This is a genomic window from Chryseobacterium mucoviscidosis, from assembly GCF_002177115.1.
GTDB classification, from domain to species: domain Bacteria; phylum Bacteroidota; class Bacteroidia; order Flavobacteriales; family Weeksellaceae; genus Chryseobacterium; species Chryseobacterium mucoviscidosis.
This window is the reverse complement of sequence record NZ_MVAG01000128.1, coordinates 498,912-525,572: the sequence shown is the minus strand read 5'-3', so window position 1 is coordinate 525,572 and position 26,661 is coordinate 498,912. Positions and strand designations below refer to the sequence as shown.

Sequence of the window (26,661 nt, the reverse complement as noted above, 5' to 3'; positions counted from 1 at the left end):
TATTTTTGAATTATGAATACAGAACAGTTTTATCCGCTATTTTTACAAGCAGAAAAAGTTACCATCGACAGCCGAAAAGTAGGAAAAAATGATATTTTCTTTGCTTTTTCAGGAGAAAATTTCAATGCAGCAACGTTGGCTGAACAGGCAGTTGAAAATGGCGCTTTAGCTGTGATTGTTGAACAGCAGGAATTTGAAAACAAAGAAAAAAATATTTTCTTCGTTCCTTCTACACTGAAGTTTTTGCAGCAGCTTGCCATTCATCACAGAAAACAATTGCAGATTCCTATCATCGGTTTAACAGGAAGTAACGGAAAAACGACAACAAAAGAAATCATTCATGCAGTTCTTTCCGAAAAATTTAATGTACAGTATACCTCTGGAAATCTTAATAATCACATCGGAGTTCCTTTAACACTTCTTTCCATTAAACCGGAACATGGAATGGCAGTCATTGAAATGGGAGCCAATCATCAAAAGGAAATTGCTCTTTTAAGTTCCATTTCTCAGCCGGATTTCGGATATATTACCAATTTCGGGAAGGCACATCTGGAAGGTTTCGGAGGATACGAAGGAGTAATTAAAGGAAAATCTGAGCTGTACGACTATCTTAAAGATCATAGAAAAACGATTATTGTTAACGAAAATGATCCTGTTCAGGTGGAAAAAACTGAAAATTATGTACCAAAAATTACTTTCGGAAAAGAAGATTCAGATTATCAGTTTGCATTATTTTCAGAAGAAAACTTTGTAGGTCTCAAATATAAAGATCAGAAAGCAGTTTCAAAGCTTACTGGAGAATATAATTTCACTAACCTTTGCGCAGCGGCGAGTTTAGGTCTTTACTTCGGAATCGATTTTGAGAACATTAAAAATGCCATCCAAAATTACACACCCACCAATATGCGTTCCCAGATTGTGAAAAAAGAAGGGAAAACATTAGTTTTGGATACCTATAATGCTAATCCGAGTTCTATGACTGCTTCTTTGCACAATTTCATTACCTTTGAAGGTTCAAAAACCATCGTAATCGGCGATATGCTAGAATTGGGAGAAGAAAGCGAAAAAGAGCATCAGAATATTTTAAAACTGGCTCAGGAATTAGGCTTTGATCAGATCATTACCGTTGGAAAGAATTTTAAAAAGGTCAATTCTACAGAAACAGCATTTGAAAACACAGCCGAACTAACAGAATATTTAAAACTTAATAAAATTCTTTCAGAAAACATATTATTAAAAGGTTCCAGAGGAATTGCTTTAGAAAAATCGATTGACTTTATTTAGCCTTCGTATTCCAGAATTCTTTTACAATCAGCTTGATATTTTTAAATGTGCTTGGGAAAACCTCATCTTCGATCTGGGTGGTGTTTTTCCAGGCAACCTCCGTAATCCCTTCTTCAATCTGAGGTTTTGAAGTATCTTCTCCATCGAAATTCATTTCAAACCAGTGCGTACACTTTAAGACTTTATCGCCGTTTCTTTCAATGTAAATATGATAAGTTGTATTGATAAACCTTACCAGTTCTACATTAGAAAGTCCGGTTTCCTCTTCAATTTCGCGTACAGCAGACTCTTCACGCGATTCTCCTTTTTCCATTTTGCCTTTCGGAAGATCCCATTTTCCCAGTCTTTTGATGAAAAGAATTTCACCTTCAGGATTATTTACAATTCCTCCCGCTGCTTCGATAATTCTGAACAGCTTTTGAAATTCTGTCCATATTTCATCGATATTCTCGCCGAAAACATTCAATTCTTTCACCGATGTATTTTCCAGAAGATCCAAAGCGATTTCCAGGCTTGTGACGTTTTCGTATCCAAGCGTTTTTTCTAAGTTTTCAGATTGCTTAGACAACAGTAATTTTTTTTCGTTCACAAAAACTTTATACATATATTTGTAAGAATTAAGAATTTAAATACAAAAATAAAAAATGAATTTAGAAGGACGAAAGATTATTGTTAATAAATCATCTAAAGACTTGGTAGAAATCCTGAAATCGCCAGAAAATTACAAAGATTTCATGCCGGACGGTCTTCAGAAATTTGAAACGAGAGAAGATGGATTTAAATTCGGATTGCAGGGAATGCCGGAAATTGCTCTGAAAATTGATGAAGTAACAGATGAGAAAGCAGTGTTGAAGTCTGCAAGTTCAAGCTTAGATTTTTCTTTAACAGCGGCTTTGAGTCCTCTTAACGAAAACCAGACCGAAGTTCAGATGCTGTTTGAAGGAAAATTCAACCCGTTTATCAAAATGATGGTGGAAAAACCTCTTCAGAACTTCATTAATACACTTACCGATAAAATCGAAGTTTATAAATAAACGAAAACCTTCAGCAATGAAGGTTTTTTTATGCTTTAAACAATAATTCCCGAACTGTGGTCATGGGAACTTCCCGTCGCAGAAGAAAGAACATTGATTTCATTGTTGTACCTTAAAACTCCCATCAATGCAAAGATTAAAGCCTCTTTATAATCGATAATCTCTTTTTCAGGAATAACGATTTCAGTGTTGGCTTTGGCTTTTATCTTTTCAGTTAAATATTGATTATACGTTCCGCCACCTGTGAAAAGTACACTTTTTAGCATATAAATATTGAAAATTTTTGAAATCTGTTCCGCAGTATGCTCTGTAAAGGTTGCCATTATATCTGCCGTTTCAATATCTCCAAAAAGAGGAAAAATATTCTCGTTACACCATTCAATTCCTAATGATTTTGGATGAGACTGGCTGTAAAAATCCAGCGAATTTAATTTAGACAGTAAATTCTTATTAATTTTTCCTGTTCTCGCTAAATCACCGTTTTCGTCGAAATTTTTATTGAATTTCTGAGCCAATTTATTCAGGATAATATTGACCGGAGCAATATCAAAAGCTATTCTTTTCTCCTTAATTTTCATTGAAATATTAGAAAATCCGCCAAGATTAAGACAGGCATCGTATTCCGAAAACAATAATTCATCACCAATCGGAACAAGCGGCGCGCCATTTCCGCCCATCAAAACATCCTGACTCCTGAAATCGTAAACCACAGGTAAATTTGTTTCGAGCTTAATTGCTCTTCCGTCGCCGATCTGTAAAGTAAATTTTTTCTGAGGCTGATGAAAAACCGTATGACCGTGAGAAGCAATTAAATCTATGTTCTCGATCTGATGCTTTTCAATAAAATTTCTGACAGCTTTTCCCAAATAAAAGCCATATTCTGAGTTCAGCTCTAAGAGTTCTTCCGCAGAAAGGTGAATAGAGTTTCTAAGCTTATCTTCCCAGTTTTTAGAGTAGGGAAGGGTTTCTGCTTTCAGTATTTTGAATGTCCATTCATCCTGTTTTTCAAATCTTGCAAAACAAATGTCCAGTCCGTCTAAACTTGTTCCGGACATTAATCCGATTGCATGAAAAACCATCTGATTATTTCTTGTTTTGAGAAATTTCAGGCGCCGCAAAATCTCCTGAATTCTGGAAGAAAACATATTCGGAAAAATCATCTTTTGCACGCATTCCGTGTGCGCCGATCAGCGTACTTCCGTCTTTTCTCGTTACATACACTGTATCTTTGGTGTAGATATTCTTCTTTACCTGATCCCAGTAAATGCTCTGCATAGCAAATTTATCACCTTCATTGGTGGTAATTCTTACGTTTCCTTTCGCTTCGTAAAATTTTTTGTAATCGTAGAATTTAGCGTATTTTGCTTTAATTGTTCCGGGAATTTTTGGCTTTTTCTTGTCGAAAAACTGAATATCAATTCCCTTTCTTGCAACCGTATAAGGACTGTCGATCAGCTCATATTTTTCAATGATCGGAGCTTTTGCCCTCATCGTCACAAAACCGGAATCTCTCTGGATGATATTTGCATTATTAATAATCTGTGAAGGGAAATTTTTGCTTTGTTTGCCTTTATTTTTAGTAAGATCTTCTTCACAGGAAGTTATCACAAAAAATATAGCACAACTAAAAAGGTATGCTATATTTTTTTTATATGATATGTTTCTAAATAACTTCATTTTAGTTGTATAGAGTCTTTCTGAACCACTTATCCGCAAAATTGAAACCAACTCTCAGGTTTATAAAATTCTGATTGATCAGATTATTTTTAGTAGTTCCTCTTTTTCCTACTTCAAGACCAAGTTCCAGACCGCTCATTCTCGTTATGCTGCTGTTTTTAAACGGAAGAAGAACTCCCCCGGAAATACCGAACTTATTAATGTTCTGCCCTGCAATCTGAAGATTCCCTTTCTCATAAAACGCTCCGTATCTGTAAACGATTCTCGAAAAATAACTTCTGAAATTATTATAATTCGGTAAATACCAACCTCCGGCAGAAATTCTGTAGGAATCCTGAAGATCCAGCGTACTTCCGAAATAATTAATATTTTCCCCCTTTTTATAATCTCCCTGAAGAGAAACGAACCATCTGTTTTCTTCTCCATAACCTACCCCTAAAGAAGCCTGTAATGGCAAAAGATTTTTAGATTTTGTACTTTTCTGGTCGATAATGCTTTCATTACTTTTTACAGTAGCACCTGCATCAGAATAGAAATACGTACTGTTTACATAATCGGTCGTCATGTTACTCGTATTTCCGAAAGTAGTAGTAGCTCCGATCGTAAGTTTTTTGTCTGTACTTGTATTCAGGTTCTGGTAGCTTGCTCCTAAAGTAAAGTTGAAATTGTGGATGCTGTTTCTCGTTTCGTATCCGTTAATTAATTCTGCATTGGAATAAGCAAGTTCATTAAGGTCATAAAGATTCCCGAAATAATAATTTGCTCTTGCTCCAACAGCAAGTTTATCGTTCACTTTATATCCTAAAGCCATTTGTACCGTATTCAAAGTTCCGCTTCCTTTAAATCTGTTGGCTCTGATATTACCCGCAGAAAGCGTATCTCTGTGAATAATATCGTAGCTTTTTGAGCTGTACGGCTGATAAGAAATTCCCATCTTCAATTTTGGAGACAGAGGGAAAGCAATAGAAATATTGGATAAGTACGTAGAGTGCTTCGTAGACTTCGTATTGTTATAGTTTGTTTTAAAGTAATTGTTTTCGTTGGTAGCTTCCAGCTTAATACTTGTAAGCTCGAAATTAGCATTGTTTGCAGGGTTTGCAAAATTGAAATTACTTGTAAAATCACTTATAAAAGCGGTAGATATACCTCCCATTGAGGTAGTTTCGATCGTATTATCATATTTTACATCTCCGATTCCGTAAGTTGCATAAGGTGAATTACTCAGGTTCTGCGCGTTAAGGAAATATCCAACTGATATCAATGATAGTACAAAGATTTTTTTCATTCTTTATTTTTAAAACAATGCGCAAATATCTTAAATATTAATGAATTGTAAAAATTATAAGAGGTTAAAGTTTGTTAAGGGGGATGAATAGCTATAATTATGATGAATTCTTAATTGTAAATTCGCTTTGGTTGTGAATTTTTATACATTATCAATACACTGCATGATAAAATTCACAATTCATTTGCAACGCAAAATTCACCTGCAAAGTAAAAATTCACATTCTGCGAATTACAAATTTCATATCTTTGAATCATGAATTGGGAGAACATTGCCGGACAGGAAAGTCTGAAAAAACTTCTTAGAGACAGTATCGCCGAAAACAGGGTAAGCCATGCCCAGCTTTTCGTCGGCAAAGAAGGATACGGAACATTGCCGATTGCTTTGGCGTATGCTAAAGAAATTCTGAGCAGTGAAAATCCTCACGCCGGTGCGAAAGTAGAGCATCTCAATCATTTGGATCTGCATTTCAGCTTTCCCGTTTTTACAGATAATAAAAACTCATTAAGCAAAAATAAATTTGATGAATTCAGGGAAATGATTCTTAAATCTCCGTATGCGGGATATGATGAATGGACGGCTGTTTTAGAATCCGAAAACAAGCAGCTTTTTATTTCGGCAGATGAAATTGATGAACAGAACCAGAAATTTTCTTTAAAAAGTTACGAAGGCGGAACTAAAATTCTCATTGTCTGGAGAGCAGATAAAATGAATGTCGCAGCATCCAACAAATTCCTGAAATTTTTAGAGGAACCTCCAGCGAAAACAATTATTTTGCTTACCGCAGAATCTACCAACGATATTTTACCAACCATTCTTTCCCGAACGCAGATTGTAGAGGTACCTAGAATAAACGGTGAAGATCTGGAAATTTATCTGAAAAAAAATTATAATCTTTCAGAAGACAAGACAGGGGAGATCATCCATCAGGCTCAGGGAGACCTTAATGAAGCCTTAAAGCTTTTACAATCCGGAAACAAAACTGATGAGTTCGAAAAGCTTTTTGTTCAGTGGGTTCGTGATGCATTTATGGTAAAAAAGAAACCTGAATTTCTGCGAAGCATTATTCTTTGGGCAAGAGAAATTGCAGGCTGGAACCGTGAAAAGCAGAAAAATTTTTTAAACTACTGTTCCGAGATTTTCAGACTCGCTTTGCTGCAGAACTATCAGTCGGAGAATTTAGTCTATAAAAAGATTGATGCGAATGGTTTCAACTGGATGGGATTCTCAAAATTCATCAGCGGAGCCAATATTGAAAGCATTCTGGAAGAAATCAATACTGCCGATCTGCACTTAACCCGAAACGGAAATCCCAAAATTGTCTGGACGGATCTCGGGATAAAATTATCCAGATACATCCATAAAAGCTAAATAAAAACTCCGAATATCCTTCGGAGTTTTTTTATTCTTAAGCTGTTTTCTTTGCTTTAGAAGCTTTTTTATCGGTCGTTTTAGAACTGTTTTCTGCTGTTTTGTGTTTAGCATCACAGTTTTTATGATCTCCACAGGCTTTTTTATCTTTTGTGGAACATTCTTTCTTGTCTTTTCCTGCGCAGCATGCGCCTTTCGGAGTTTCCTGTGCAAAGTTGAAAGTGAATAAAGTAAGGGCTAAAACTGAAATTATTTTTTTCATGATCTAAATTTTTAATAGACTCCAAATATACTCAAATTTCCATTTGAAGGACTTTAAGATTAAAAAAAATTAAATTTCATTAAAAAATCAATCAATCGTTTGATTTATGAAAAATTGGTTGTAAATTTGCACCTCGAAAAACAGATACAGAGTAAAAGATGATTTCAAAAGAAGAAAATATATTATTTGCCGCAGAGAAACTTTTCGCAGAGAAAGGTTTTGAAGGAACTTCTACAAGAGAAATTGCCAAAGCTGCAAATGTTAATATTTCTATGATCTCTTATTATTTCGGTTCTAAAGAAAAATTGTACGAGAAGCTGGTAGAATACAGAATGAGCGAGGGACAGTTTTTTTCCAAAGATATTATCGAAAGAACCGATATCAACGAATGGGAAAAAGTTGAAAAAATCGTAGATCAGTTTGCAGGAAAGGTAAGACACAACAAATGTTTCTACAGAATTATGCAGAGAGAGCAGCTTCATGCAGAAAACCCGCAGATCGTAGAATTTCTTAAAGAAACCAAAATGGGATTCATTTCCATGTATTCAAAAATTCTGGAAAGCGGTCTTCAGAAAGGAATTTTTACAAAAAATCCTCCCATCTACCTTCTTCATTCCACCGTAAGCGGAACTTTATTTTACGCTTCTAATGCCAAAGAAATGTATAAGGAATTCCTGAACGACACCAATGAAGAAGAAGTTTTTGATGAAAAATATTACACAGAACTTAATAAACATATTAAATATCTACTAAAAGACCTTCTAGGTTATGAAGAAAATAAATAATTCAGTCCTTGCGCTCGCTCTATTCGTAGGGATTGCAAACGCAAATGCTCAGGAGAAAAAGACCCTCACTCTTGATGATGCTGTGCAGTTGGGAATCCAGAACAGCAAAAATCTTAAAATTGATGCTGCAAAAATAGAAGAAGCTACAGCCAATCTTTTGGAAGCCAAAAACAGACAGCTTCCGGAGCTGAAAATTTCAGGAAGCTATATGTATCTTCCTTTAAAACCGAATATTGATATTAAACTTCCCGGAGTTTCAGGAGCAGGGGGTCCGGAAGTTCATCAGGTTGCCTACGGATCAGCGAATGTCAGCGTTCCGATTTACAGCGGAGGAAGAATAAAATACGGAATAGAATCTGCAAAATATTTAGTGGAAGCATCTAAATTAACCACTGAAAACGATAAAGTAGCCATTGCTTACAATGTTGCGCAGGCTTACAATAATTTGTTTAAAGCCAACCAGTCCATCAAAGTTTTAGAAGAAAACCTTACCGCTTCTCAAAAAAGAGACGAAACGTTCCTTAAACTTGAAAACAACGGAGTAATTGCGAGAAATGACCGTTTAAAAGCAAGTTTGCAGACTTCAAACATCGAACTTCAGTTACTGGAAGCAAAAAACAACTACAATATTGCCAATATCAATATGGATTTATTGCTTGGACTTCCGGAAACCACAGAAATCGAAGTAGACCAGAATTATATAGATGAAGGAAATGAAGTAAAACCGCTTGATTTCTATTTAAATGAAGCCAGAGAAAACCGTAAAGATCTTCAGGCTTTGGACAAACAAAGACAGGCTGCAGCTTTGGGAACAAAATCTGCGAAAGCAGAAAATCTTCCTTCCATTGCTTTTACAGGAGGTTATGTGGCGGCAGATATTCCGAAGTTTTTAACGATTTACAATGCCGTAAATGTTGGCGTAGGAATTTCTTACAATTTATCAAATCTCTGGAAAGAAAACTCTTCGCTTAAGCAGTCAAAAGCCAGAGAAATGCAGTTGGCTGCAACCAATGAATTGTTAAACGACAACATCAAGCTTGATGTAAACAGAGAATACCAGAACACAGATTATTCTAAAAAAAGAATTGCTGTTTTCGAAAAATCTGCAGAACAGGCTAACGAAAATTACAGAATTACAAAAAATAAATATGATAACGGTCTGGCTACAATGACGGAGCTTCTGGATGCAGATGCTGCACAGATTTCAGCGAATGTAGGGGTAATCAATGCCAAAGCAGATGCCGTTTTAGCCTACAGAAAACTATTGCAGACTACCGGAACTTTAACAAATAAATAAAATTAAGAACTATACCCACAATGGAAAATAATACTACACAAACGACTGAACCAAAAAAGAAAAAAAGTTTAGTTTTCCCTATCATATTAGCCGTAGTTTTAATCGGAGGAGGAATCTACGGTTACAGAACCTATTCTTACGGGCAGGTTCATGAAGAAACAGACGATGCACAGATTGCATCCAATATGGCTCCCGTAATTTCTAAAATTTCAGGATATGTAACGGAAGTAAAAGTAAAGGATAACCAGTTTGTAAAAAAAGGAGATACTTTGGTTATACTGGACAGCAGAGATCAGAAAATGGCTTTACAGCAGGCAGAAGCAGCTTTGGCAACAGCAAAAAGCAGCATCTCTAATGCGCAGGCTTCCACAACGGCAACTTCAAAAAATATAAATTCTTCTGAAGCAGCAGTTACAACAGCCAATGCACAGATTGAAGCCGCAAAAGTAAACGTTTGGAAAACTTCTCAGGATTTAAAAAGATATGCGAATCTTGTGAAAGACCACTCTATTACAGAACAGCAGTATGAGCAGGCTCTGGCAGCAAAACAGTCTGCAGATAAGCAGCTTCAGGTTTTAATCGATCAGAGAAACCAGATTGCACAGCAAACCAATATTGCTTCTTCTCAAACCGCGGCAAGCTCTCAGCAGATCGGAGTGGCAAATTCCGTTGCAAAGCAGAGAGAAGTGGATGTGGAAAATGCAAGACTGAATTTATCTTACACGGTAATTGTAGCACCGGAAGACGGATATGTAGGAAAAGTGCCGATTCAGGCAGGACAGTATTTACAGGCAGGTTCACAATTGTTTTCTTTGGTTAAAAATGACCAGAAATGGGTAATTGCCAACTTCAAAGAAACCCAGATTGATAAAATGGTGGAAGGACAAAAAGTAAAAATTGAGATTGATGCTTTCCCGGACAGAGAATTTGACGGTGTGGTAAGTTCTTTCTCTCCTGCAACCGGAGCTACATTCTCTATACTTCCCCCGGATAATGCGAGTGGTAACTTCGTAAAAGTAGTACAGAGACTTCCTGTAAAAATCGATTTTGTAAATCTTGATAAAAATATATCCAAAAGATTAAGAACAGGAATGAATGTAAAAGCAGAAGTTTCTTTAAAATAAAAATATAAAATAAGTGAATTGTCAGCAATGCAGAAGCAGATCGGTTATGAGATGTAATGAAGTAGTAGAATTGACAATGAAAGATTGATAACTGCAATTCACTTTTTTTCAAAAATATATATGATTATCTGTAATTTGTCATAATTGAAAAATCTTTGAGTTCTTTGCTGAGTGAATAGTTTATGCTGAGCTTGTCGAAGTAGCTTTGCGAACTTAAAAACAGTTAGTATGTAAAAGAATCTTAGTGATCTTTGCGTTAAAAAGCAGTATAATTAATAACGGATTATCAAAAAAATATATAAGTGAATTGTCAATTTTTGAAGGAGAAGTCATTTTTTAATGAAAAGAATTTGAAGATTGGCGATGAGGTCGATGCCGGATCAATGAAGCTGAGATCAGCGAAAGATGTGGAAATGATGAAGTTGATCCATGAAGAAGGTTCCGGTGTAATGCAGAAAGATCATGAAGAGGAAACAGGAAATGAAGACGATAAATGAAGCGGTTGCCGGATATGAAGAAGAAAACTGATGTTAAAATGATGAAGCTGAACGATGCAGCAGAATTCCGGTTTAATGAAGAAAGATTATGCAGAGGAAAATGCAGAGGTAAAAATAAGACCATGCAGAGGATGATTATTGACAATTCACTTTTTTAAAATTGAGAAATTTAGAGATTTGGAAATACTTTGATGAAATTTTAATCAGCTAAATTTTTCTGAAACCTCATCTCATGGATGAGAGAACAAAGTTGGTTCGTAAAAACTTGTTCATATTTCCGAATCTCAAATCTCTTGATTTTTAATACAACACTAAAAAAACTATGCAAGATTCATTAGTAGAATACGGAGCCCGAAGAGTAATCATTACGATTACGGCTATTCTTTGTGCTTTGCTTGAAATAGTGGATTCCACGATTGTAAACGTTGCCCTGAATGAGATGAAGGGAAATCTTGGAGCCACACTATCCGAAGTAGGATGGGTAATCACCGCATACGCGATCGGAAACGTAATTATTGTTCCGATGACGAGCTGGCTTTCCCAGCAGTTCGGGAGAAGAAACTATTTCGCGGCTTCCATCATTATATTTACCGTTTTTTCTTTTCTGTGCGGAAATGCAACCAACATCTGGGAACTTGTATTTTTCCGTCTCATGCAGGGAATCGGTGGGGGAGCGCTTCTGGTAACTTCGCAAACCATCATCACGGAATCTTATCCGGTGGAAAAAAGAAGTATGGCACAGGCAATTTACGGACTTGGTGTAATTATCGGTCCTACATTGGGTCCGCCGTTGGGAGGATATATTGTGGATAATTTTAGCTGGCCATATATTTTCTATATTAATATTCCGATCGGGATTGCGGCAACCTTAATGACGCTTCAGTTTGTAAGAAGTCCGAAATATGCCGAAAAACGAAAGATTTCCGACGTAGACTGGATTGGAATTGCATTATTGGCAATTACCGTAGGTTCCTTACAGTTTATTCTGGAAAGAGGTCATGAAGAAGACTGGTTTGCCAGCGGAATGATCGTTTTCTTTACAGCCGCTGCGGTTTTAGGATTTATCCTTTTCCTATGGAGAGAACTTACCTTTAAATATCCGATCGTAGAACTCCGTGTTCTGAAAAACGGAAACTTAAGAATCGGAACCGTGATGTCCTTCGTTTTAGGATTTGGTTTGTACGGATCTACATTTATCGTTCCTTTATATACCCAAAGTATTCTGGGATGGACGGCGCTTCAGTCGGGTGCTTTAATGATTCCGGCAGCTTTAACGACGGCTTTCATGATGCCGATTATCGGAAGACTGCTTTCAAAAGGAGCTAAACAGCAGATTTTGGTTTCACTGGGATTATTTATCTTCTTTATCTACAGTTTCTGGGGATATAAAATATTAACTCCGGACACGGGAAAAGATGCCTTCTTCTGGATGCTGATTGTAAGAGGAGCCGGATTGGGTTTACTGTTTATCCCGATCACCTCGCTTTCATTAAGTACATTGAAAGGGCAGGAAATCGGGCAGGGAGCAGCATTTACAGGGATGATGAGACAGCTTGGCGGTTCTTTCGGAATTGCTGCGATCACCACATTCATTGCCAATGCGAGTCAGAAATACAGGGTGAATCTTATTTCGCACCTTGACCAGACCGATTTTGCGGTACAGCAAAGGTTACAGGCTCTGAAAGGCAGTTTTATCGCAAAAGGAATGACTCCTGATGCCGCAATGAACGCCGCCTACAAAATGCTTGATCTTTCGGTAACGAAGCAGGCAACCGTCCTTTCTTACATGGATGTTTTTCTTTATCTTGGGGTAATCTTCCTTGTCTGTATTCCGTTCATCTTATTTATTAAAGAACGAAAAAGCAAAGAGAAGATTGATCTGAGTGGGGTGCATTAATTAAAATGCCAAAAAAATCTCTAAATCAATATAATGAATATGACCGTTTCACAAATGAGACGGTTTTTTTAATTAAAGTGAGTTTGATTTAAGCCATAATTATAATTTTTGATCAATAATCTCCGAAAAGATATTAATTGATGTTTTTATCAAAGAACGAATATGCTGCCAAAGCAGATAGAGAATATTTTTTCATGATATTTTTTCATCTTTTAGATCGGACTCGCTTTAATTTCTCGGAAAGCGAATTGACAATAAAATTAATTGACTTGCATAACAAAATTCACTATTCAAATCATTAGGGATTACTGATAATCAACGTTGACGGAATATCCGATAACCATATGCTTTTCGTATCGATGAGGTTTTTCCAGCTTTTGCTGCTGATGAGCATTAAATCCTGCGAATTCAGAAATTCTTTCTCAATTTTTTTCTCATTGTATAAAGTGATGTGATTGGGCGCAACCTGTTCGATGCTTCGGATGAGTTCTTTCACTTCAATATTATTCCGGATCTGTCCTGCAACATCTAAGATAATAATCTGAGAATTGTTGTTATTGATGAGTCTTTTGGCATATTCAAGCAGATAAAAATCACTTAAATTAAAGATCGGAACAAAAACTTTGTCTGCGGAAGTAAATTCTTTTTCCACCAGAATACCAACAGGAATCTGGGTTTTATCCAGAATCTGTAATGTAAAATCGTCAAAAGGAGAGTTGTTGAAAATATTTCCTTTCCCTTTTACCGTATTTAAAAGTTTTTCCGGATTAATGATCTTCGTCGTAAAACCTAAAAGTCTCCCCAACAGACTTCCCTCATACATCGATTTTCCGAGCATAATCAGAAGAAGATCGTAATTTCCTTTGTTGGTAATGTGTGTAAGATCGTTTTCAATATCATTGGAGGCTTTAAAAAGCGTTGTGACTTCAAGATTCAGATCGTTGGACGTTTCTATTACATTTTTAAACTGCTCATTTTCGTATTCATTAATATCGTAAGCGTGCATTTCGTTCACGGGAGCAATATTCATGGCGGTTATGCTTTTATTGCCGTTCATTTTATGGGTGAAATCATGAGCCAGTTTCAGCAGAGTGCTTCCGGATTCAGGATGGTCAAAAGATAATAATACCCTGTATTTCGCATCATTTACCGGAGATTCCTCATCATCTTTTTTAGATTTAAATATAAAATTGATGAAATCCAGCGCAGGTCCCGTCATGAAAGTTGTAAACAGCGCCATAATTACCATCATGGCAAATATCTGAGGACTTAAAACGCCCAGATCATAACCGATATTCAGGACAATAAGTTCCATTAAACCTCTGGTGTTCATCAAGGCTCCGATCGTTAAACTTTCTTTCCAGTTGATGCCTAAAAATTTTGCGGTTAAGGCACTTCCTGCAAATTTTCCGATCACTGCGGTCAAAATGATAAATCCTGCTGTAATCCAGAGATGACTGTCATTCAGTAATCCAATCTGGGTACGAAGTCCTGTAAATACAAAGAAAAGAGGCAGAAGAAGAACCAACGCCACATCTTCCACTTTATCAATAAACAGTGTTCTGAATTTTGCATTTTCAGGCATAATCGCTCCCGCCATAAAAGCTCCGAAAAGCGCATGAATCCCAATAACTTCCGTAGCATAAGCCGAAAGAATCAAGGTCAAAAAGAAAATCGCAACCATGGGTTTGTTGATGGTACTTTTTCCTGCCTGTAAATCTCCGATTCTTTTCAGGAACGGTCTTACAATTTTAATCATGAAAAATACATAGGCAATTGCCATCAAAATTACATAGAGTGAACTTTCGAACGATCCTGCTTTTACGATAGCAATTACGGCTGCTAAAATACACCATGCCGTAATGTCATCGGCTGCTGCACAAGTGATGACTACCGTTCCCAGTTTGGTTTTCTGAAGATTTCTTTCCTGAACGATTCTTGCCAAAACAGGAAACGCAGTGATACTCATGGCAATAGCGATGAAAAGCGCGAATGAGGTAAACTGAATTCCTTCCGGCGCAAATTCTTTATAAATGAAATAAGACAGACCAATTCCCAATGCAAAAGGGATAATGATACTTGCATGACTGATGACGACTGCATCATGTGCTTTTTTTCTTAAAACGCTTAAATCCAGTTCCATTCCTACAATGTACATGAAGAGGATAAGCCCGATCTGGCTTAAAAACTGCAGATTTCCTAAAGATTCTTTCGGGAAAAGAAACGCTGAAAATTCCGGGAAGTACATTCCTACAAGGGACGGTCCCAGAACAATTCCCGCGATCATTTCACCGATCACGGAAGGCTGCTTGATCTTCATACAAATCCAGCCGAAAAGTCTTGCAACAAGAATAATGGTAACGATTTGTGCCAGTAATAAAGCTAAAGGATGGTGAAGATTGGTCTTGAATGATTCTAAAAAATTGTCCCAGCTGGAACTGTTGTTTGTTTTTGTAATGATCTTTTCTCCGATTTCCAAAGTCTGCCCTTCAATGATGAAAAAATACATCAGTGATGAAAAAACAATAATGGTGGAAATATAAAAGATGATATTTCTGTATTTTCCCCAATTCATGATTCCAAATTTTAGACAAAATTGCTAAGAAAATCGGAAAAAAAAGATGATTTTTAATCAAATGTAATGAAAAGAAAGAATTTTGCAGTGAAATCTAATGTCCCAATAAATCGGAAAGAGATTTCCTGTATGTTTCTCCGATCTGAAGCTTTAAAAAGCGGTTATTTCCCAGAGAAACAGTGGTAATAATTTCGTTGGTGGAGAATACTTTTACAGCAGATAAAGCGATGATTTCTTTTTTGTTGACCTGCGCAAAATCTTTTGCAGGAAGCATTTCCAGAAGGTTTTTGAAATTCAGGTTTTTTAGAACAATATTGGTTCCGTCTTTAAGAAGGATTTCCTTATCCCGACTGTCTATTTCCGAAGTTTTGATGTAGGCGATCTGGTCTGTAAATATTACGGTTTTGCCGATGTTGGTATTCCACTCTATAAAATCTTTTTTATGGGTTTTCCGGAGCAATTCTTGCGTTTTTTCGAACGCCTGGGTTAACCTTTCTTTTTTGATGGGTTTTCTTACATAATCCACAACATTCAGGTCGAAAGCTTCGGCTGCATATTCTTTGTAAGCGGTGGTAAAAATGATTTTTTTTGAGACTGAAATGGCTTCTGCAACCTGCAATCCGTTTATTCCGGGCATTTCGATGTCTAAAATGCAGACGTTGCAGTCGATGTTTTCAATTTCGTTCAGAAAAATTTTAGGATCATTAAATGCTTTTACAACTTCTACATTTTCAATCTGTTCGCATAGAAGTTTTAAATAGCTGATTGCCAGTAATTCATCATCAAGAATAACGCATTTTATCATAGAAATCTCCTAAATTGATTGTTAATTCTGCCGTGAAGATACCGTTTTTTGAACTTTTCTGAAGCGTGTAAAAATTATTGTAGATCATTTTCAGCCTTTGATCCAGAGACTGGCTTCCGAAGCCGCTTTTTTCTTTTTCGAGAACATTTTTCAGAGAAGCTTTATTGCTTACTTTCATCGTGAAAATTCTTTTTTCAAGTTCAAGCTGAATGGAAATAAAAGAGTCTGAAGCAAGGAAATCGGTGTGTTTAAAGGCATTTTCAATCAAATCTACCGAAAGAAGAGGGGCGAAAACTTTCTCTTCGTAAATTTCATCCGATTTATTGATTTTCGATTTAATTCTGAAATCAAAAAGAGGATTTACTTTAATTTTGTTGATCTCGATTAAGCTTAAAGCAAAATTTAATTCTTCTTTCGGGCTTACGAATTTATTGTTACTTTCGTATAAAATATAGTCTAAAACATTCGCAAGTTTATCGAGCGACATATACGTCTGATAGGCGTGAGACTGCACCGAATTCAGGATATTTTTAAATAAATGCGGATTTAGCTTTGTTCCGATGTGTTCAAGCTGTACTTCATTCAGTCTTTTCTGAATCATTTTATTGGCAGTCGAAAGCTTGGCATTTTTTACTTTAAATTTCTGATTTTGGCTGAATAAATAAATGCTTACCGTTAAAAAAAAGAAAACCGCAAATACTCCGATGAATATCCAATAATCATGAATCATGTAGTAATTGCCTTCCATGGATTGAAAATTTATTTACTTCTTTTTATTTTCTATTTTAAACCAAACACTCGGTATTTGCGACATGTCATGCTGAGCTTGTCGAAGCATCTTTATTTTTTATTTAAACGCAAAGTTTTAATAAAGATAATTCTAACTTCAAAGGGAGCAAAGGCATAAATGCTTCGCAAAGCGGACTGATAATTTATTTCAATTTCTTCAAAGAATTTACCGTTACATTTTCCTCGCATTTTTCGAAAGTAATTTCGTAAGTGGGTTTTTCTTCGGGATAGGTGAGGAGATAATCAGGACAAGGCTTTTTTTGCGCGTGGCTTCTGTCGAAATCAATCTTTCCTTTGGTGATGATACTGTCTTTCAGAAATTTTTCATCAACTTTTAATGTTGCCATTTCTGTTTTTGCTGTTTCAGAATATTTAAAATCTTTAGACAAGGTTTCTGCAATCACGCGGCTGTTGGGAAGATAACCGCTGCAGCTTGCGCCTTTTTTGTTTAAGATAAAAAATACAATAATACATCCCGGTACAAGACCGATTGCATAGAATTTCAGTTTTTTCATTAGAAAATTAAAAGATTGATATCGTGATAAGTAAGTCCGAAACGGTCGCAGATGATTTTCTTCGTGTGTCTGCCTTTGTACATATAAAGACTCTGTTTCATTTCGTTTTTGCGAACCAGCATATTTTCGAAACCGCCTTCTTCATCGTAATTTAAAATATAGGAAAGGAAGAAATTGGAGATCGCTTTTGTTGTGGTTCTCGGCATTCTTGAGGTAAGGTTTGGAAGTCCGCAGTGGATTACGCCGTGCTTAATAATGTATGGATCTTCCATGGTGGTAAGTTCGGAAGTCTCGATTACTTTTCCGTTGTCGATGGTAATATCGATAATAACGCTTCCTTTTTTCATTTTCATTACCATATCTTCGGTAACGATGGGTGTCATATTCAGTCTTGGAAGGGCTCCGATCACAACATCGGCTCTTCTTAACGCTTTTTTCAGCTCTTTCGGATCGATAATGGAAGTCGGAACTCTACTGTCAACCAAAGTATGAAGTCGTCTTAATTTTGAAAGGGAATTATCGAAAACTCTTACACTTGCGCCTAAACCGATGGCTGCTTTTGTTGCAAATTCTCCAACGATTCCTGCTCCCAAAATAACCACTTCAGCGGGTCTTACTCCTGTAATTCCGCCCAACATTAAGCCGTTGGATAAAGCTAAAAGCTCGGAAGCATAAAGAATGGAAACCGTTCCTGCAATTTCGCCGACCAGTCTTACTAAAGCTAACTGTTTGTATTCGTCTACAATGAATTCGAATGCAATGGCATTTACTTTTTTCTCTGCCAGTTTTAAGAAATAGTCTTTATCTCTCAAATTGATCTGAAGTGCCGATACAAGATAGGTATTCGGTCGCATATAATCGATTTCTTCGTCGGTAGGCGGATTGACTTTTAAAATTAAATCCTGCCCGAAAGCTTCTTTCGGATCGTTTGTAATTCTCGCTCCCGATTCAGAATATTGCAGATCTGTAAAGAACGAACCTTGTCCGGCTCCGGATTCTATGATTATTTCATGACCACTTTCTACCAAAACCTGCACCGCATCGGGCGTTATGCAAGCTCTTCTTTCATTCAGGGAAGTTTCCTTAGGAATTCCTATGCTGAATTGTTTTCCTTTTTTAATGACCTCCAGTTTTTCTTCTTTCGGCATCAGTTCCTCTTCGGTAAAAGGAGTAAAAATGTTTGTAGTACTCATCCTTTTAAATAATTAGGTTCTTACAGATCGTTATTTTACATTCAAATTCAGGAGCAAAGATACATAATATTTACTCGAATGAAATTTCTCTGTGTTCTCCGGTATTAATGATGCTCATTTCGTGGTATTTGAGACCGTAAAGATCTTCTTCGTACACTTCCGGCCATTCAATAATGCAAAGAAAAGCGTTATCAAGATATTCTTCAATGCCAATATCGTAGACTTCTTCAATGTTTTTTAAGCGGTATAAATCGAAATGATAAACTTTTCCTTTCGGAGTGTTGTATTCGTTAACGATGGAATAGGTAGGAGAGTTTACTTCATCTGTACTTCCCAGATTTTTAAGTAGAAACTGGGTAAAAGTTGTTTTTCCGGCGCCCAGATTTCCTTTTAAAAGTAAAATGTTATGCTCTAATTTTGAAATGACGGTTTCGGCAATATTCTGCCAGTCTTCCATATGTTGAATAGTAAATTGCATATTTTTAAACAAAGATAATTAATTACGGTAAAAAATTTAACTCTTTATTTTAGAATTATTGAGATAAACATGATAAAAATGTTCTGTCCTTTCCTTTGCTTTTTGAGGATTTCTAGACCGGTTGTATTTTAGAGGAGCTTCGTATAATGCTAAAATTTCAGCCATTTCCATGGGTTTCAGATCTTCGGCATCCTTTTTAAAAAGAGAATGGGAAACCTCAGATAATCCTTTTCTGTTTTCTAAGAAATCAAAACTGCCGAAATTAAATTGAAGACATTCTTTCTGGCTGAATCTGTTTTCAATAAATCTTGCTACAATAAACTGATTCATGAAATAATTTATTCTTTTTGTATGCTTAATTTCTAAAGTTGGTAAAATCTTGTAAGACATTTGATTACATGGGCATTCTTTTCGAGGAACTTCTGGATTAGTTAATATATCAAACATGTAACTCCATGAATTTGCGGATAACGAATTCGGATAAACGGTATTATAAAAATTTGAAAAGTTATTAGGAATTTTTTCGCTGCTTCTGATGTTGAATGTGATTGTTCTTTTGTCGTTGGTCTTTAAGATGAACATTCCTCCAAACTCTAGATACAAAAGGAATACAATGAAAATAGTAACAGTTATAATAAAAAATCGTCTGAAATATTTCATAAATAAAGAAGATAGTTATAGTTTGATTCAAAAATAAATAAATTAAATTGTTTTAAATCAATAAATTACTTCGTTTATTAAAAATCTTCCTTTGTGTTGTATTTTAGCAAGAGTAGAATTTTGTATATTTTTGCAGCATGATTTCCAAACAGACCATAGATAAAATATTTTCCACGATTCGTGTAGAAGAAATCGTTGGAGAATATGTGCAGCTCAAAAGAGCAGGGTCTAATTTCAAAGGATTAAGTCCTTTTCATGACGAAAAAACACCGAGTTTCGTTGTTTCGGCAAGCAAACAGATCTGGAAAGATTTCTCCACCGGAAAAGGAGGGACAGCGATCTCTTTCTTAATGGAAATCGAAAATTTCACATATCCTGAAGCACTTCGTCACGCGGCAAAAAAATACGGAATTGAAATTGAGGAAGATCAGAAGGATTTTTCCGAAGAAGCAAAAAATGCACAGTCGGAAAGAGATCTGCTGTATAAAATCCATGAAGTAGCGAACGATTTTTTTCAGAATTTCCTTTGGGAAGTGGAAGAGGGAAAATCAATCGGTCTTTCTTATTTTAAAGAGCGTGAACTTCGTGATGATATCATTAAAAAATTCCAGCTCGGCTATTCGCCTGAAAAAAAGAACGCCTTTACAGAGTATGCTTTGGAAAAAGGCTATTCAAAAGAAATTCTGGAGAAATCGGGTCTTTCAATTTTCCCTGAAAATTCTCCTGCCGGAATCGACCGCTTTCGTGAAAGAGTAATCTTTCCGATCCATAGTTTTTCGGGAAGGGTTTTGGGTTTTGGAGCCAGAATTCTTAAAAATAACGTAAAGACAGCCAAATATCTCAACTCACCGGAAACGGAAATTTATCATAAATCCAATGTTCTTTATGGTTTAAACCAAAGCAAGCAGGCAATTTCGCGTAAGAATGTCTGTCTTTTGGTGGAAGGTTATATGGACGTTATTTCGCTTCACATGTCGGGAATCGAAAATGTGGTAGCAAGTTCCGGAACTTCTTTAACGACGGAGCAGATTAAGCTTATCAAAAGATTAACGGAGAATGTAACCATTCTTTTTGACGGGGATAATGCAGGAATCAAAGCCAGTTTCAGAAGTATTGATATGCTTTTGACGGAAGGAATGAATATTCGGGTAATGCTGTTTCCGGACGGACACGATCCCGATTCTTTCGCCAGAAAACATCCGCAGGAATATGTGGAAAAATTCATCGAAAATGAAGCGATGGATTTTATTGATTTTAAAGCTGAAATTCTTTTCAAGGAAATTGGAGATGATCCGATTAAGAAAGCTGAAGCCATCAGAGACATTGTGAAGTCGGTTTCCTTTGTTCAGAATGCTTTGAAAAGGGAAGTGTATCTGAAGCAGGTTTCTACAAAATTCGGACTTTCTGAGCAGAGTCTGTTTAATGAGCTGGATGTTCAGAAGCAGATCACCCAAAATCAGACGCATAAAGCGCAGATTAAAACGGAAGCGCAACAACCTGCAAAGCTTGAAGTAGTAAATGATCCGAGAGATTATATTGATCCGGTACTTTTTAATGTGACGAAACTTGAAAATGACCTTATCAATCATATGCTCAATTACGGAGATGTTGTTCTTCACAGAACCGCGCCGGATCAGCAGCAATATGATATTACGGTGATTGAAGAAATTCTTCACCATTTTGAAGAAGACGACTACGAATTTCAAGTGGAACTGAACAAACGAATCGTAGACTATATAAAAGAAGGAATTGAGAAAGAGGAACTCCGAAAAGGAAATTTCTTTTTCGGATTAATGGATGAAGAATTGAGCAAGGCAGCCGTTAATTCCATGAACATTTATAGCGAGCTGAACGACTGGACCACAAGAAATATTTTTTCGCCCAATTACGGGGATAAAATTCCGGAGCAGGTGGCAGGAGATATTCTGATTCACAAATTCAGATTTGTTAATTTCCTGATATCAAGAGCAAAAGGAGAATTGGCAGAATATGCAGAATCCGATGAATCTAAATATTTTGAACAGCTTAAGAAAATTCAGATGCTCACGATGGTTTCAAAAGAATTGGCTAAAATTTTAAATTATTCTGCAATTACTGGTATTTATACTGACAGATAAGAGGAAATAATCTGTTAATTATTGAAACTTTATGACAAAAAGTCTTATAAAATTTTAGGAATAAAAATTGTAAATTCAACCTCGTAAAATGTAATACACAAAACAAGCATATGGACATTAAAAAAGAATTCAGAGATTTCTCTGTAAAACATTTAGGAAATAACGGTTTGGCAACCGATCAGTATATGGGAATGTATGGTCCTACAGGTCTTACGCCGTACATTATGGAGGAAAGAAGATTAAACGTTGCACAAATGGACGTTTTCTCCCGTTTGATGATGGACAGAATTATTTTCTTAGGAACAGGAATTGATGATCAGGTGGCGAATATCGTAACCGCTCAGCTTCTTTTCTTAGAGAGTGCAGATCCTTCAAAAGATATTCAGATTTATATCAATTCTCCGGGTGGAAGTGTTTACGCCGGTTTAGGAATTTACGACACGATGCAGATCATTAAGCCTGATGTAGCAACAATCTGTACCGGTATTGCGGCTTCAATGGGTGCTGTTCTTTTGGTTGCCGGAGAAAGCGGAAAACGTTCTGCTTTGAAGCACTCAAGAGTAATGATTCACCAACCTTCGGGAGGTGCGCAAGGGGTGGCTTCTGATATGGAGATCAATTTAAGAGAGATGTTAAAGCTTAAAAAAGAGCTTTACGAGATCATTTCCGAGCACTCAGGACAGACTTATGACTGGGTAGAAAAAGCTTCCGACAGAGATTACTGGATGACTTCCGAAGAAGCAAAAGGATACGGAATGGTAGACGAAGTTTTACAGAGATCTAAAGACAAAAAATAATTTTTGTAAAAATATTAAGAAAACGCATCAATTTATGTTGGTGCGTTTTTTTTATGGAGACCTGAAACTTTTATGAATTTTTTAGGAGCTTTTTCCGGCTTTCCGCACTCGCTGTTTCTAATATTTGAGGGTTGCGGCGGCTCAGCCGCCGCAACCCTCAAATATTAAAACGAGCTCAGACAATTGCTGCAATCCGGGATAGGAAAGTCGATGTATTTTCAATTTTCACATCAATATCGATAAAAGTAATTTTCAGTCCCAAAATAAATACTTTAACAAATTTTATAAAATTTGAGAGTAAAAACGGTATCATTTTTTCAAGATAACCGGTACAACACTTAAATCATAAAAATTATGACAAAGAAAATTGCAATTTTAGCAACACACGGATTTGAAGAAAGCGAATTGAAATCTCCAAAAGAACATTTAGAACAGCAAGGCTGGACGGCTCATATCATCAGTCCGGAATCCGGAACCATCAAAGCATGGGCAGAAAAAGACTGGGGACAGGAATATAACGTTGATAAAACTTTAGATGAAGCCAATGCTTCAGACTACGATGCATTGCTTTTACCGGGAGGCGTTATCAATCCGGATCAGTTAAGAACCAATGAAACCGCTCTGTCTTTTGTAAGAGATTTTTTCCAACAGCACAAACCTGTTGCAGCTATTTGTCACGGACCACAGATTCTTATTAACGCCGAAGTGGTGGAAGGAAGAAAAATGACATCGGTAGATTCAATCAGCAAAGATCTTAAAAATGCGGGAGCGAACTGGGAAGACAGTGAAGTTGTAGTAGATCATGGTTTGGTAACAAGCCGAACTCCGAAAGATCTTCCAGTCTTTAATGCAAAGATGGTCGAGGAGATCAAAGAAGGAAAGCATGAAGAGCAGACCATCTAAAATACAAAAGCATAAACTTTAATTTTACAAACTCTGATTATAAAAAATCCGGCGGCATCGAAGATGCCGCCGGATTTTATTTTTCATTTTCTGTAGATCTTCTCTTTTTAAAGAACATCCTGTAAATCAAAAATGTCTGTACTAAAATATTTCCAAAAAATATCAGAAACATCTTATGTATTGGTATTGACGCATAAAAAGGCAACAGCTTATCAAATAATACTGCGGGTGAATTCACCAAAACTTTAATTATCGACAATGGATACTGCAAAAATTCAGGTTTTATACCGATGAAAAACTGGTCGTAGATAAATACATAAAGAATATCAAACAACAATATTCCCAGAAACAGCAGTATAAATTTTTTCACAGCTTTACTCGCTATTAGTTGAAAGCCTCAATAATTTTAGAAAAATCTTCCAGTTTTAAAGCAGCTCCACCAATCAGACCACCATCGATATCAGGTTGAGAGAATATTTCCTTTGCATTATCCGGTTTTACAGAACCTCCGTAAAGAATAGAAACTTCATCAGCAACTTCCTGTCCGTATTTTGCAGCGATAATGCTTCTGATGTGTGCATGGATTTCCTGTGCCTGTTCAGGAGTTGCCGTTTCTCCGGTTCCGATTGCCCAAACTGGTTCGTAAGCGATCACTACTTTTTTAATTTCCTCCGCTGAAAGTGTGAAAAGGGCTACTTCAGTCTGATTTTTCACCACTTCAAAATGCTGTCCTGCTTTTCTCTGCTCCAAAGTTTCCCCGTTACAGTAAACAGGAATCAGACCTTTATCCAAAGCTAATTTTACCTTTCTGTTGCAGTGAGAATCTGTTTCTCCGTGATATTGTCTTCTTTCAGAATGTCCGATTAAAGAACCTGTTGCATCAATGGATTCAAGCATATCCACAGAAATTTCTCCTGTGTACGCTCCGCTTTCATGTTCGCTGATATCCTGTGCGAAAACACCGATTTCATCCTTTTCAAAAACATCTTTTGCCATCATCAGATACAGAGACGGAGGAGCGATCCATACTTCGCAGTTCGTAGTATTATTGTTTTTATAGCTTAGTAACTGAACCATTAATTGTTGGGCATCAATTACATTTTTGTTCATTTTCCAGTTTCCTGCAACTATTTTTCTTCTCATAGTTTCTTTTATTTTAAAGTTAAAAACTAAAAGTCAGAAACGGATTTCTAACTTTTAATGACTCAATTATCGATTAATATTCCAAAGATTTTTCAAAAGCGTATAAAAAGTATGCTCTTCATCCGTCACTTTATTATCCGCCTTAATCAGCGTTTTCGCAAACTGAATGAAATTTGTTCTTTCCTCTTCCGTAGAATCGTCGTAAAAGCAACGCGCGTGAAATTCAAAATGATCTTTCCATTCTTCCGGCTGAAGCAGGGCAATGGTTTCAAGCTCATTATCAAGATTCATTTTAAAAGGAAATTCATCGGCTAAATACTGCTGAACAAGCATTCCTTCTTCCGGAGCAAATTCTCCGTCTACAGAAGAAAGAATCATCAATAAATGATAACCGGCAATGGGTTTGTTAGACTTTTGCATTGATATAGTTTAAATTTTAGTGTTTTTTTATTTCAGATAATCTTTTGCAGGCTGTTTGTCAACAATTTTTCCGTTTTCAAGAACCAGTACAAAAGGATTGCTTCTTGCGATCGTTTTAATTGCAGTTGCATCCATCATCAAATTTTTAATGGTTTTAAAGGTATTCGGAAGCGTTGAAACCCCGTAAACAGCAGGTGTACCCTCAGTTTTTACTTTAGCTTCAAGCTGTTTAATAACTTCCGGAGAAACATTTTGCGGATAGTACGTGAAAATTAAAATAGCTTTCGGAGCATTGATAACTTCCTGAGTCATATCCATTCCCGTAGTATCTTCAAGCTTGAATTTTGCAATTTCAGATTTGTAGCCTTCTTTTACCAGAACAGATTCATTTTTTCCTTCCTCTATTTTCCAGGGCGATCCTTCTGCCCAATATTCTGTTTTTTTGATATAATCATCCTGATTTACTTTCAGAACTTCTCCGGTTTCAGCATTTTTCAGGGAATAAAACGTTTTATACTGGGACGGATTTTTAGCAATTTTAGCTTTTTCAGCTCTCAGATCGGTTCCGATTTTATAATCGCGGAAATCGATAACAGGCTCATGAATAATTCCATAAGCACCCACCACAATCATCGCAACAGAAAAAACGCCCAGAAGAATATATTTGAATTTGTTTCCTGTTTCTTTCTTTGCGCTGAAGCTGTATGCATCTTTTTTCTTAAATTCTTTTCTGTAAAGAATGAAAACAGCGATTAACCCGATTAAAAGCACAATGTCTTTAATAAAACTCTGCCACGGCGTAAATTTAATGGCATCTCCAAAACATCCGCAATCTGTTACCACATTGTAATAGGCAGAATAAAAGGTAAGGAAACCAAAGAAAATACAAAGTGCAATTAATGCAGAAAGCGTGAATTTAAGTTTCAGTTTAATTAAAAGCATAAAGCCCAGAAGAAGTTCCAGAACCACTACAAATATGGAAAGCGGTAACGCAAACTTTTCAAAAAACGGCATATTAAAAACATTCGGGGCAAAGTATTCTTCCATTTTGAAAGAAAAACCAACCAGATCAACCGCTTTTACAAACCCTGAAAGGATGAAAATAATCGCAAGTAGGAATCGTAATAAACCTTTTATCATAATTAATTTGTTTTTTTATTCTACATGGGTTGCTTTTTCAGAAAATTTGATCAGGCAGAACACCGCATAATTCAGCATATCAAAATAATTGGCATCCAAACCTTCGGAAACCAGAGTAACGCCTTGGTTATCTTCAATTTGCTTGGTTCTCAAAACTTTCTGGTAAATAAGATCCGTAATCGAAGAAATTCTCATATCTCTCCAAGCTTCTCCGTAATCATGGTTTTTTCTTTCCATTAATTGCTGTGCTTCGGTCGCATAATGATTGTAAAGCTCTAAAATCTCTTCTTTGTTTTCGTTAAAATCGTTGGAAAAACCTTTTTCAAGCTGAATCAGTCCGATGATGGAGTAGTTCACAATGGCGATGAATTCATCCTCTTCACTTTCGTCCACCATTTTTTTGTCAGTCATTTGTAATGTGCGGATTCTGTTGACTTTAATATAAATCTGATCCGTGATTGAGCTTGGTCTTAAGACCCTCCAAGCTGCACCGTAATCCTGTAATTTTTTGCTGAATAATTCGCGGCACTGACTGATAACTTTCCCGAACTGTACTGATGTTTCTGACATAAATTCTCTTAATCTTTCAAATATACGAATTTTTGTGTGTTGG

At 36.3% G+C, this 26,661-nt stretch carries 28 protein-coding genes; 12 read left to right on the top strand and 16 right to left on the bottom strand.

Annotation, left to right across the window (positions count from 1 at the left end; translation table 11 throughout):
• The first annotated feature begins 12 nt into the window (after positions 1-12).
• Positions 13-1,284: a UDP-N-acetylmuramoyl-tripeptide--D-alanyl-D-alanine ligase gene (locus tag B0E34_RS16960; protein WP_087711387.1), complete on the top strand. Its 1,272-nt coding sequence runs from the start codon at positions 13-15 to the stop codon at positions 1,282-1,284.
• On the opposite strand, the gene B0E34_RS16955 is transcribed toward B0E34_RS16960, so the two are convergent.
• Positions 1,277-1,888, bottom strand: coding sequence for an NUDIX hydrolase (locus tag B0E34_RS16955; protein ID WP_087711385.1), 612 nt, complete (start codon positions 1,886-1,888; stop codon positions 1,277-1,279). The genes B0E34_RS16960 and B0E34_RS16955 overlap by 8 nt on opposite strands.
• A 40-nt stretch (positions 1,889-1,928) precedes the next feature.
• Here B0E34_RS16955 and B0E34_RS16950 point away from each other — a divergent pair, with 40 nt between their 5' ends.
• A complete protein-coding gene (locus B0E34_RS16950) occupies positions 1,929-2,318 on the top strand; it encodes an orotate phosphoribosyltransferase (RefSeq protein ID WP_076394730.1) in 390 nt (129 codons plus the stop codon).
• 35 nt (positions 2,319-2,353) lie between these two features.
• Here the strand turns inward: B0E34_RS16950 and B0E34_RS16945 are convergent, their stop codons facing one another.
• The 3 genes from B0E34_RS16945 to bamG are packed head-to-tail and all read right to left on the bottom strand — an operon-like array spanning position 2,354 to position 5,280.
• Positions 2,354-3,397 carry an anhydro-N-acetylmuramic acid kinase gene (locus tag B0E34_RS16945; protein WP_087711383.1) on the bottom strand — a complete coding sequence of 348 codons (1,044 nt, stop codon included), beginning with the start codon at positions 3,395-3,397 and terminating at the stop codon, positions 2,354-2,356.
• Between the two features lie 4 nt (positions 3,398-3,401).
• On the bottom strand, positions 3,402-3,995 hold the full coding sequence (gene lptC / locus B0E34_RS16940; protein ID WP_087711381.1) for an LPS export ABC transporter periplasmic protein LptC: 594 nt from the start codon (positions 3,993-3,995) through the stop codon (positions 3,402-3,404).
• A 1-nt stretch (position 3,996) separates the two neighbouring features.
• Positions 3,997-5,280, bottom strand: coding sequence for a BamG family beta-barrel-assembly machinery protein (bamG, locus tag B0E34_RS16935; RefSeq protein ID WP_087711379.1), 1,284 nt, complete (start codon positions 5,278-5,280; stop codon positions 3,997-3,999).
• A gap of 255 nt (positions 5,281-5,535) precedes the next feature.
• Between bamG and B0E34_RS16930 the strand changes: the two genes are divergently transcribed.
• The gene (locus B0E34_RS16930; RefSeq protein WP_087711377.1) at positions 5,536-6,651 is read left to right on the top strand and encodes a DNA polymerase III subunit; all 1,116 of its coding nucleotides are present in this window, start codon (positions 5,536-5,538) and stop codon (positions 6,649-6,651) included.
• 37 nt (positions 6,652-6,688) lie between these two features.
• Here the strand turns inward: B0E34_RS16930 and B0E34_RS16925 are convergent, their stop codons facing one another.
• Positions 6,689-6,913: a hypothetical protein gene (locus B0E34_RS16925; RefSeq protein WP_087711375.1), complete on the bottom strand. Its 225-nt coding sequence runs from the start codon at positions 6,911-6,913 to the stop codon at positions 6,689-6,691.
• Positions 6,914-7,071: 158 nt separating this feature from the next.
• On the opposite strand from B0E34_RS16925, the gene B0E34_RS16920 reads away from it, so the two are divergent.
• From B0E34_RS16920 to B0E34_RS16905, 6 genes are all read left to right on the top strand, one after another.
• On the top strand, positions 7,072-7,698 hold the full coding sequence (locus B0E34_RS16920) for a TetR/AcrR family transcriptional regulator (protein ID WP_076394742.1): 627 nt from the start codon (positions 7,072-7,074) through the stop codon (positions 7,696-7,698).
• Complete coding sequence (locus B0E34_RS16915) at positions 7,682-8,995, top strand: TolC family protein (RefSeq protein ID WP_087711373.1); 1,314 nt, start codon at positions 7,682-7,684, stop codon at positions 8,993-8,995. The genes B0E34_RS16920 and B0E34_RS16915 overlap by 17 nt, the downstream gene beginning before the upstream one ends.
• A 20-nt stretch (positions 8,996-9,015) precedes the next feature.
• Positions 9,016-10,119 carry an HlyD family secretion protein gene (locus tag B0E34_RS16910; RefSeq protein ID WP_087711371.1) on the top strand — a complete coding sequence of 368 codons (1,104 nt, stop codon included), beginning with the start codon at positions 9,016-9,018 and terminating at the stop codon, positions 10,117-10,119.
• A 302-nt stretch (positions 10,120-10,421) separates the two neighbouring features.
• On the top strand, positions 10,422-10,616 hold the full coding sequence (locus tag B0E34_RS21140) for a hypothetical protein (RefSeq protein ID WP_123956682.1): 195 nt from the start codon (positions 10,422-10,424) through the stop codon (positions 10,614-10,616).
• Between the two features lie 14 nt (positions 10,617-10,630).
• Complete coding sequence (locus tag B0E34_RS21400) at positions 10,631-10,774, top strand: hypothetical protein (protein ID WP_165763008.1); 144 nt, start codon at positions 10,631-10,633, stop codon at positions 10,772-10,774.
• Between the two features lie 164 nt (positions 10,775-10,938).
• Positions 10,939-12,513 (top strand): DHA2 family efflux MFS transporter permease subunit, encoded by a 1,575-nt coding sequence (locus B0E34_RS16905; RefSeq protein ID WP_087711370.1) that lies wholly within the window; start codon positions 10,939-10,941, stop codon positions 12,511-12,513.
• 298 nt (positions 12,514-12,811) lie between these two features.
• Here B0E34_RS16905 and B0E34_RS16900 read toward each other — a convergent pair whose 3' ends face one another.
• The 7 genes from B0E34_RS16900 to B0E34_RS21395 form a co-directional block, all read right to left on the bottom strand.
• Positions 12,812-15,088, bottom strand: coding sequence for a cation:proton antiporter (locus tag B0E34_RS16900; protein ID WP_087711368.1), 2,277 nt, complete (start codon positions 15,086-15,088; stop codon positions 12,812-12,814).
• A 94-nt stretch (positions 15,089-15,182) separates the two neighbouring features.
• Positions 15,183-15,893, bottom strand: a complete 711-nt coding sequence (locus tag B0E34_RS16895; protein WP_087711367.1) for a LytR/AlgR family response regulator transcription factor — start codon at positions 15,891-15,893, stop codon at positions 15,183-15,185.
• Positions 15,871-16,641: a histidine kinase gene (locus tag B0E34_RS16890; protein ID WP_087711365.1), complete on the bottom strand. Its 771-nt coding sequence runs from the start codon at positions 16,639-16,641 to the stop codon at positions 15,871-15,873. The genes B0E34_RS16895 and B0E34_RS16890 overlap by 23 nt, the downstream gene beginning before the upstream one ends.
• Before the next feature lie 184 nt (positions 16,642-16,825).
• Positions 16,826-17,197 (bottom strand): hypothetical protein, encoded by a 372-nt coding sequence (locus tag B0E34_RS16885; RefSeq protein WP_087711363.1) that lies wholly within the window; start codon positions 17,195-17,197, stop codon positions 16,826-16,828.
• Entirely contained in the window at positions 17,197-18,390 is a 1,194-nt protein-coding gene (locus B0E34_RS16880; protein ID WP_076392398.1) for an alanine dehydrogenase, read from the bottom strand. Before B0E34_RS16880 ends, B0E34_RS16885 begins: the two co-directional genes overlap by 1 nt.
• Positions 18,391-18,460: 70 nt before the next feature.
• Positions 18,461-18,868 carry a tRNA (adenosine(37)-N6)-threonylcarbamoyltransferase complex ATPase subunit type 1 TsaE gene (tsaE, locus tag B0E34_RS16875; protein ID WP_087711362.1) on the bottom strand — a complete coding sequence of 136 codons (408 nt, stop codon included), beginning with the start codon at positions 18,866-18,868 and terminating at the stop codon, positions 18,461-18,463.
• A 36-nt stretch (positions 18,869-18,904) separates the two neighbouring features.
• Positions 18,905-19,258, bottom strand: a complete 354-nt coding sequence (locus tag B0E34_RS21395; protein WP_306460663.1) for a transglycosylase domain-containing protein — start codon at positions 19,256-19,258, stop codon at positions 18,905-18,907.
• A 407-nt stretch (positions 19,259-19,665) separates the two neighbouring features.
• Here B0E34_RS21395 and dnaG point away from each other — a divergent pair, with 407 nt between their 5' ends.
• The 3 genes from dnaG (at position 19,666) to B0E34_RS16855 (ending at position 23,345) form a co-directional block, all read left to right on the top strand.
• Entirely contained in the window at positions 19,666-21,645 is a 1,980-nt protein-coding gene (gene dnaG, locus B0E34_RS16865; RefSeq protein ID WP_087711358.1) for a DNA primase, read from the top strand.
• Between the two features lie 110 nt (positions 21,646-21,755).
• Positions 21,756-22,442: an ATP-dependent Clp endopeptidase proteolytic subunit ClpP gene (gene clpP / locus B0E34_RS16860; protein ID WP_076392404.1), complete on the top strand. Its 687-nt coding sequence runs from the start codon at positions 21,756-21,758 to the stop codon at positions 22,440-22,442.
• A gap of 354 nt (positions 22,443-22,796) precedes the next feature.
• Positions 22,797-23,345 carry a type 1 glutamine amidotransferase domain-containing protein gene (locus B0E34_RS16855; protein ID WP_087711356.1) on the top strand — a complete coding sequence of 183 codons (549 nt, stop codon included), beginning with the start codon at positions 22,797-22,799 and terminating at the stop codon, positions 23,343-23,345.
• A 384-nt stretch (positions 23,346-23,729) separates the two neighbouring features.
• On the opposite strand, the gene tpiA is transcribed toward B0E34_RS16855, so the two are convergent.
• From tpiA to B0E34_RS16835, 4 genes are all read right to left on the bottom strand, one after another.
• Positions 23,730-24,488, bottom strand: a complete 759-nt coding sequence (gene tpiA, locus B0E34_RS16850; protein ID WP_087711354.1) for a triose-phosphate isomerase — start codon at positions 24,486-24,488, stop codon at positions 23,730-23,732.
• 66 nt (positions 24,489-24,554) lie between these two features.
• Positions 24,555-24,908: a tellurite resistance TerB family protein gene (locus B0E34_RS16845; RefSeq protein ID WP_087711353.1), complete on the bottom strand. Its 354-nt coding sequence runs from the start codon at positions 24,906-24,908 to the stop codon at positions 24,555-24,557.
• A 27-nt stretch (positions 24,909-24,935) separates the two neighbouring features.
• Positions 24,936-26,048 carry a BT_3928 family protein gene (locus B0E34_RS16840; protein ID WP_087711351.1) on the bottom strand — a complete coding sequence of 371 codons (1,113 nt, stop codon included), beginning with the start codon at positions 26,046-26,048 and terminating at the stop codon, positions 24,936-24,938.
• Between the two features lie 15 nt (positions 26,049-26,063).
• A complete protein-coding gene (locus tag B0E34_RS16835; protein WP_087711349.1) occupies positions 26,064-26,618 on the bottom strand; it encodes a DUF1599 domain-containing protein in 555 nt (184 codons plus the stop codon).
• Positions 26,619-26,661: the final 43 nt, after the last annotated feature.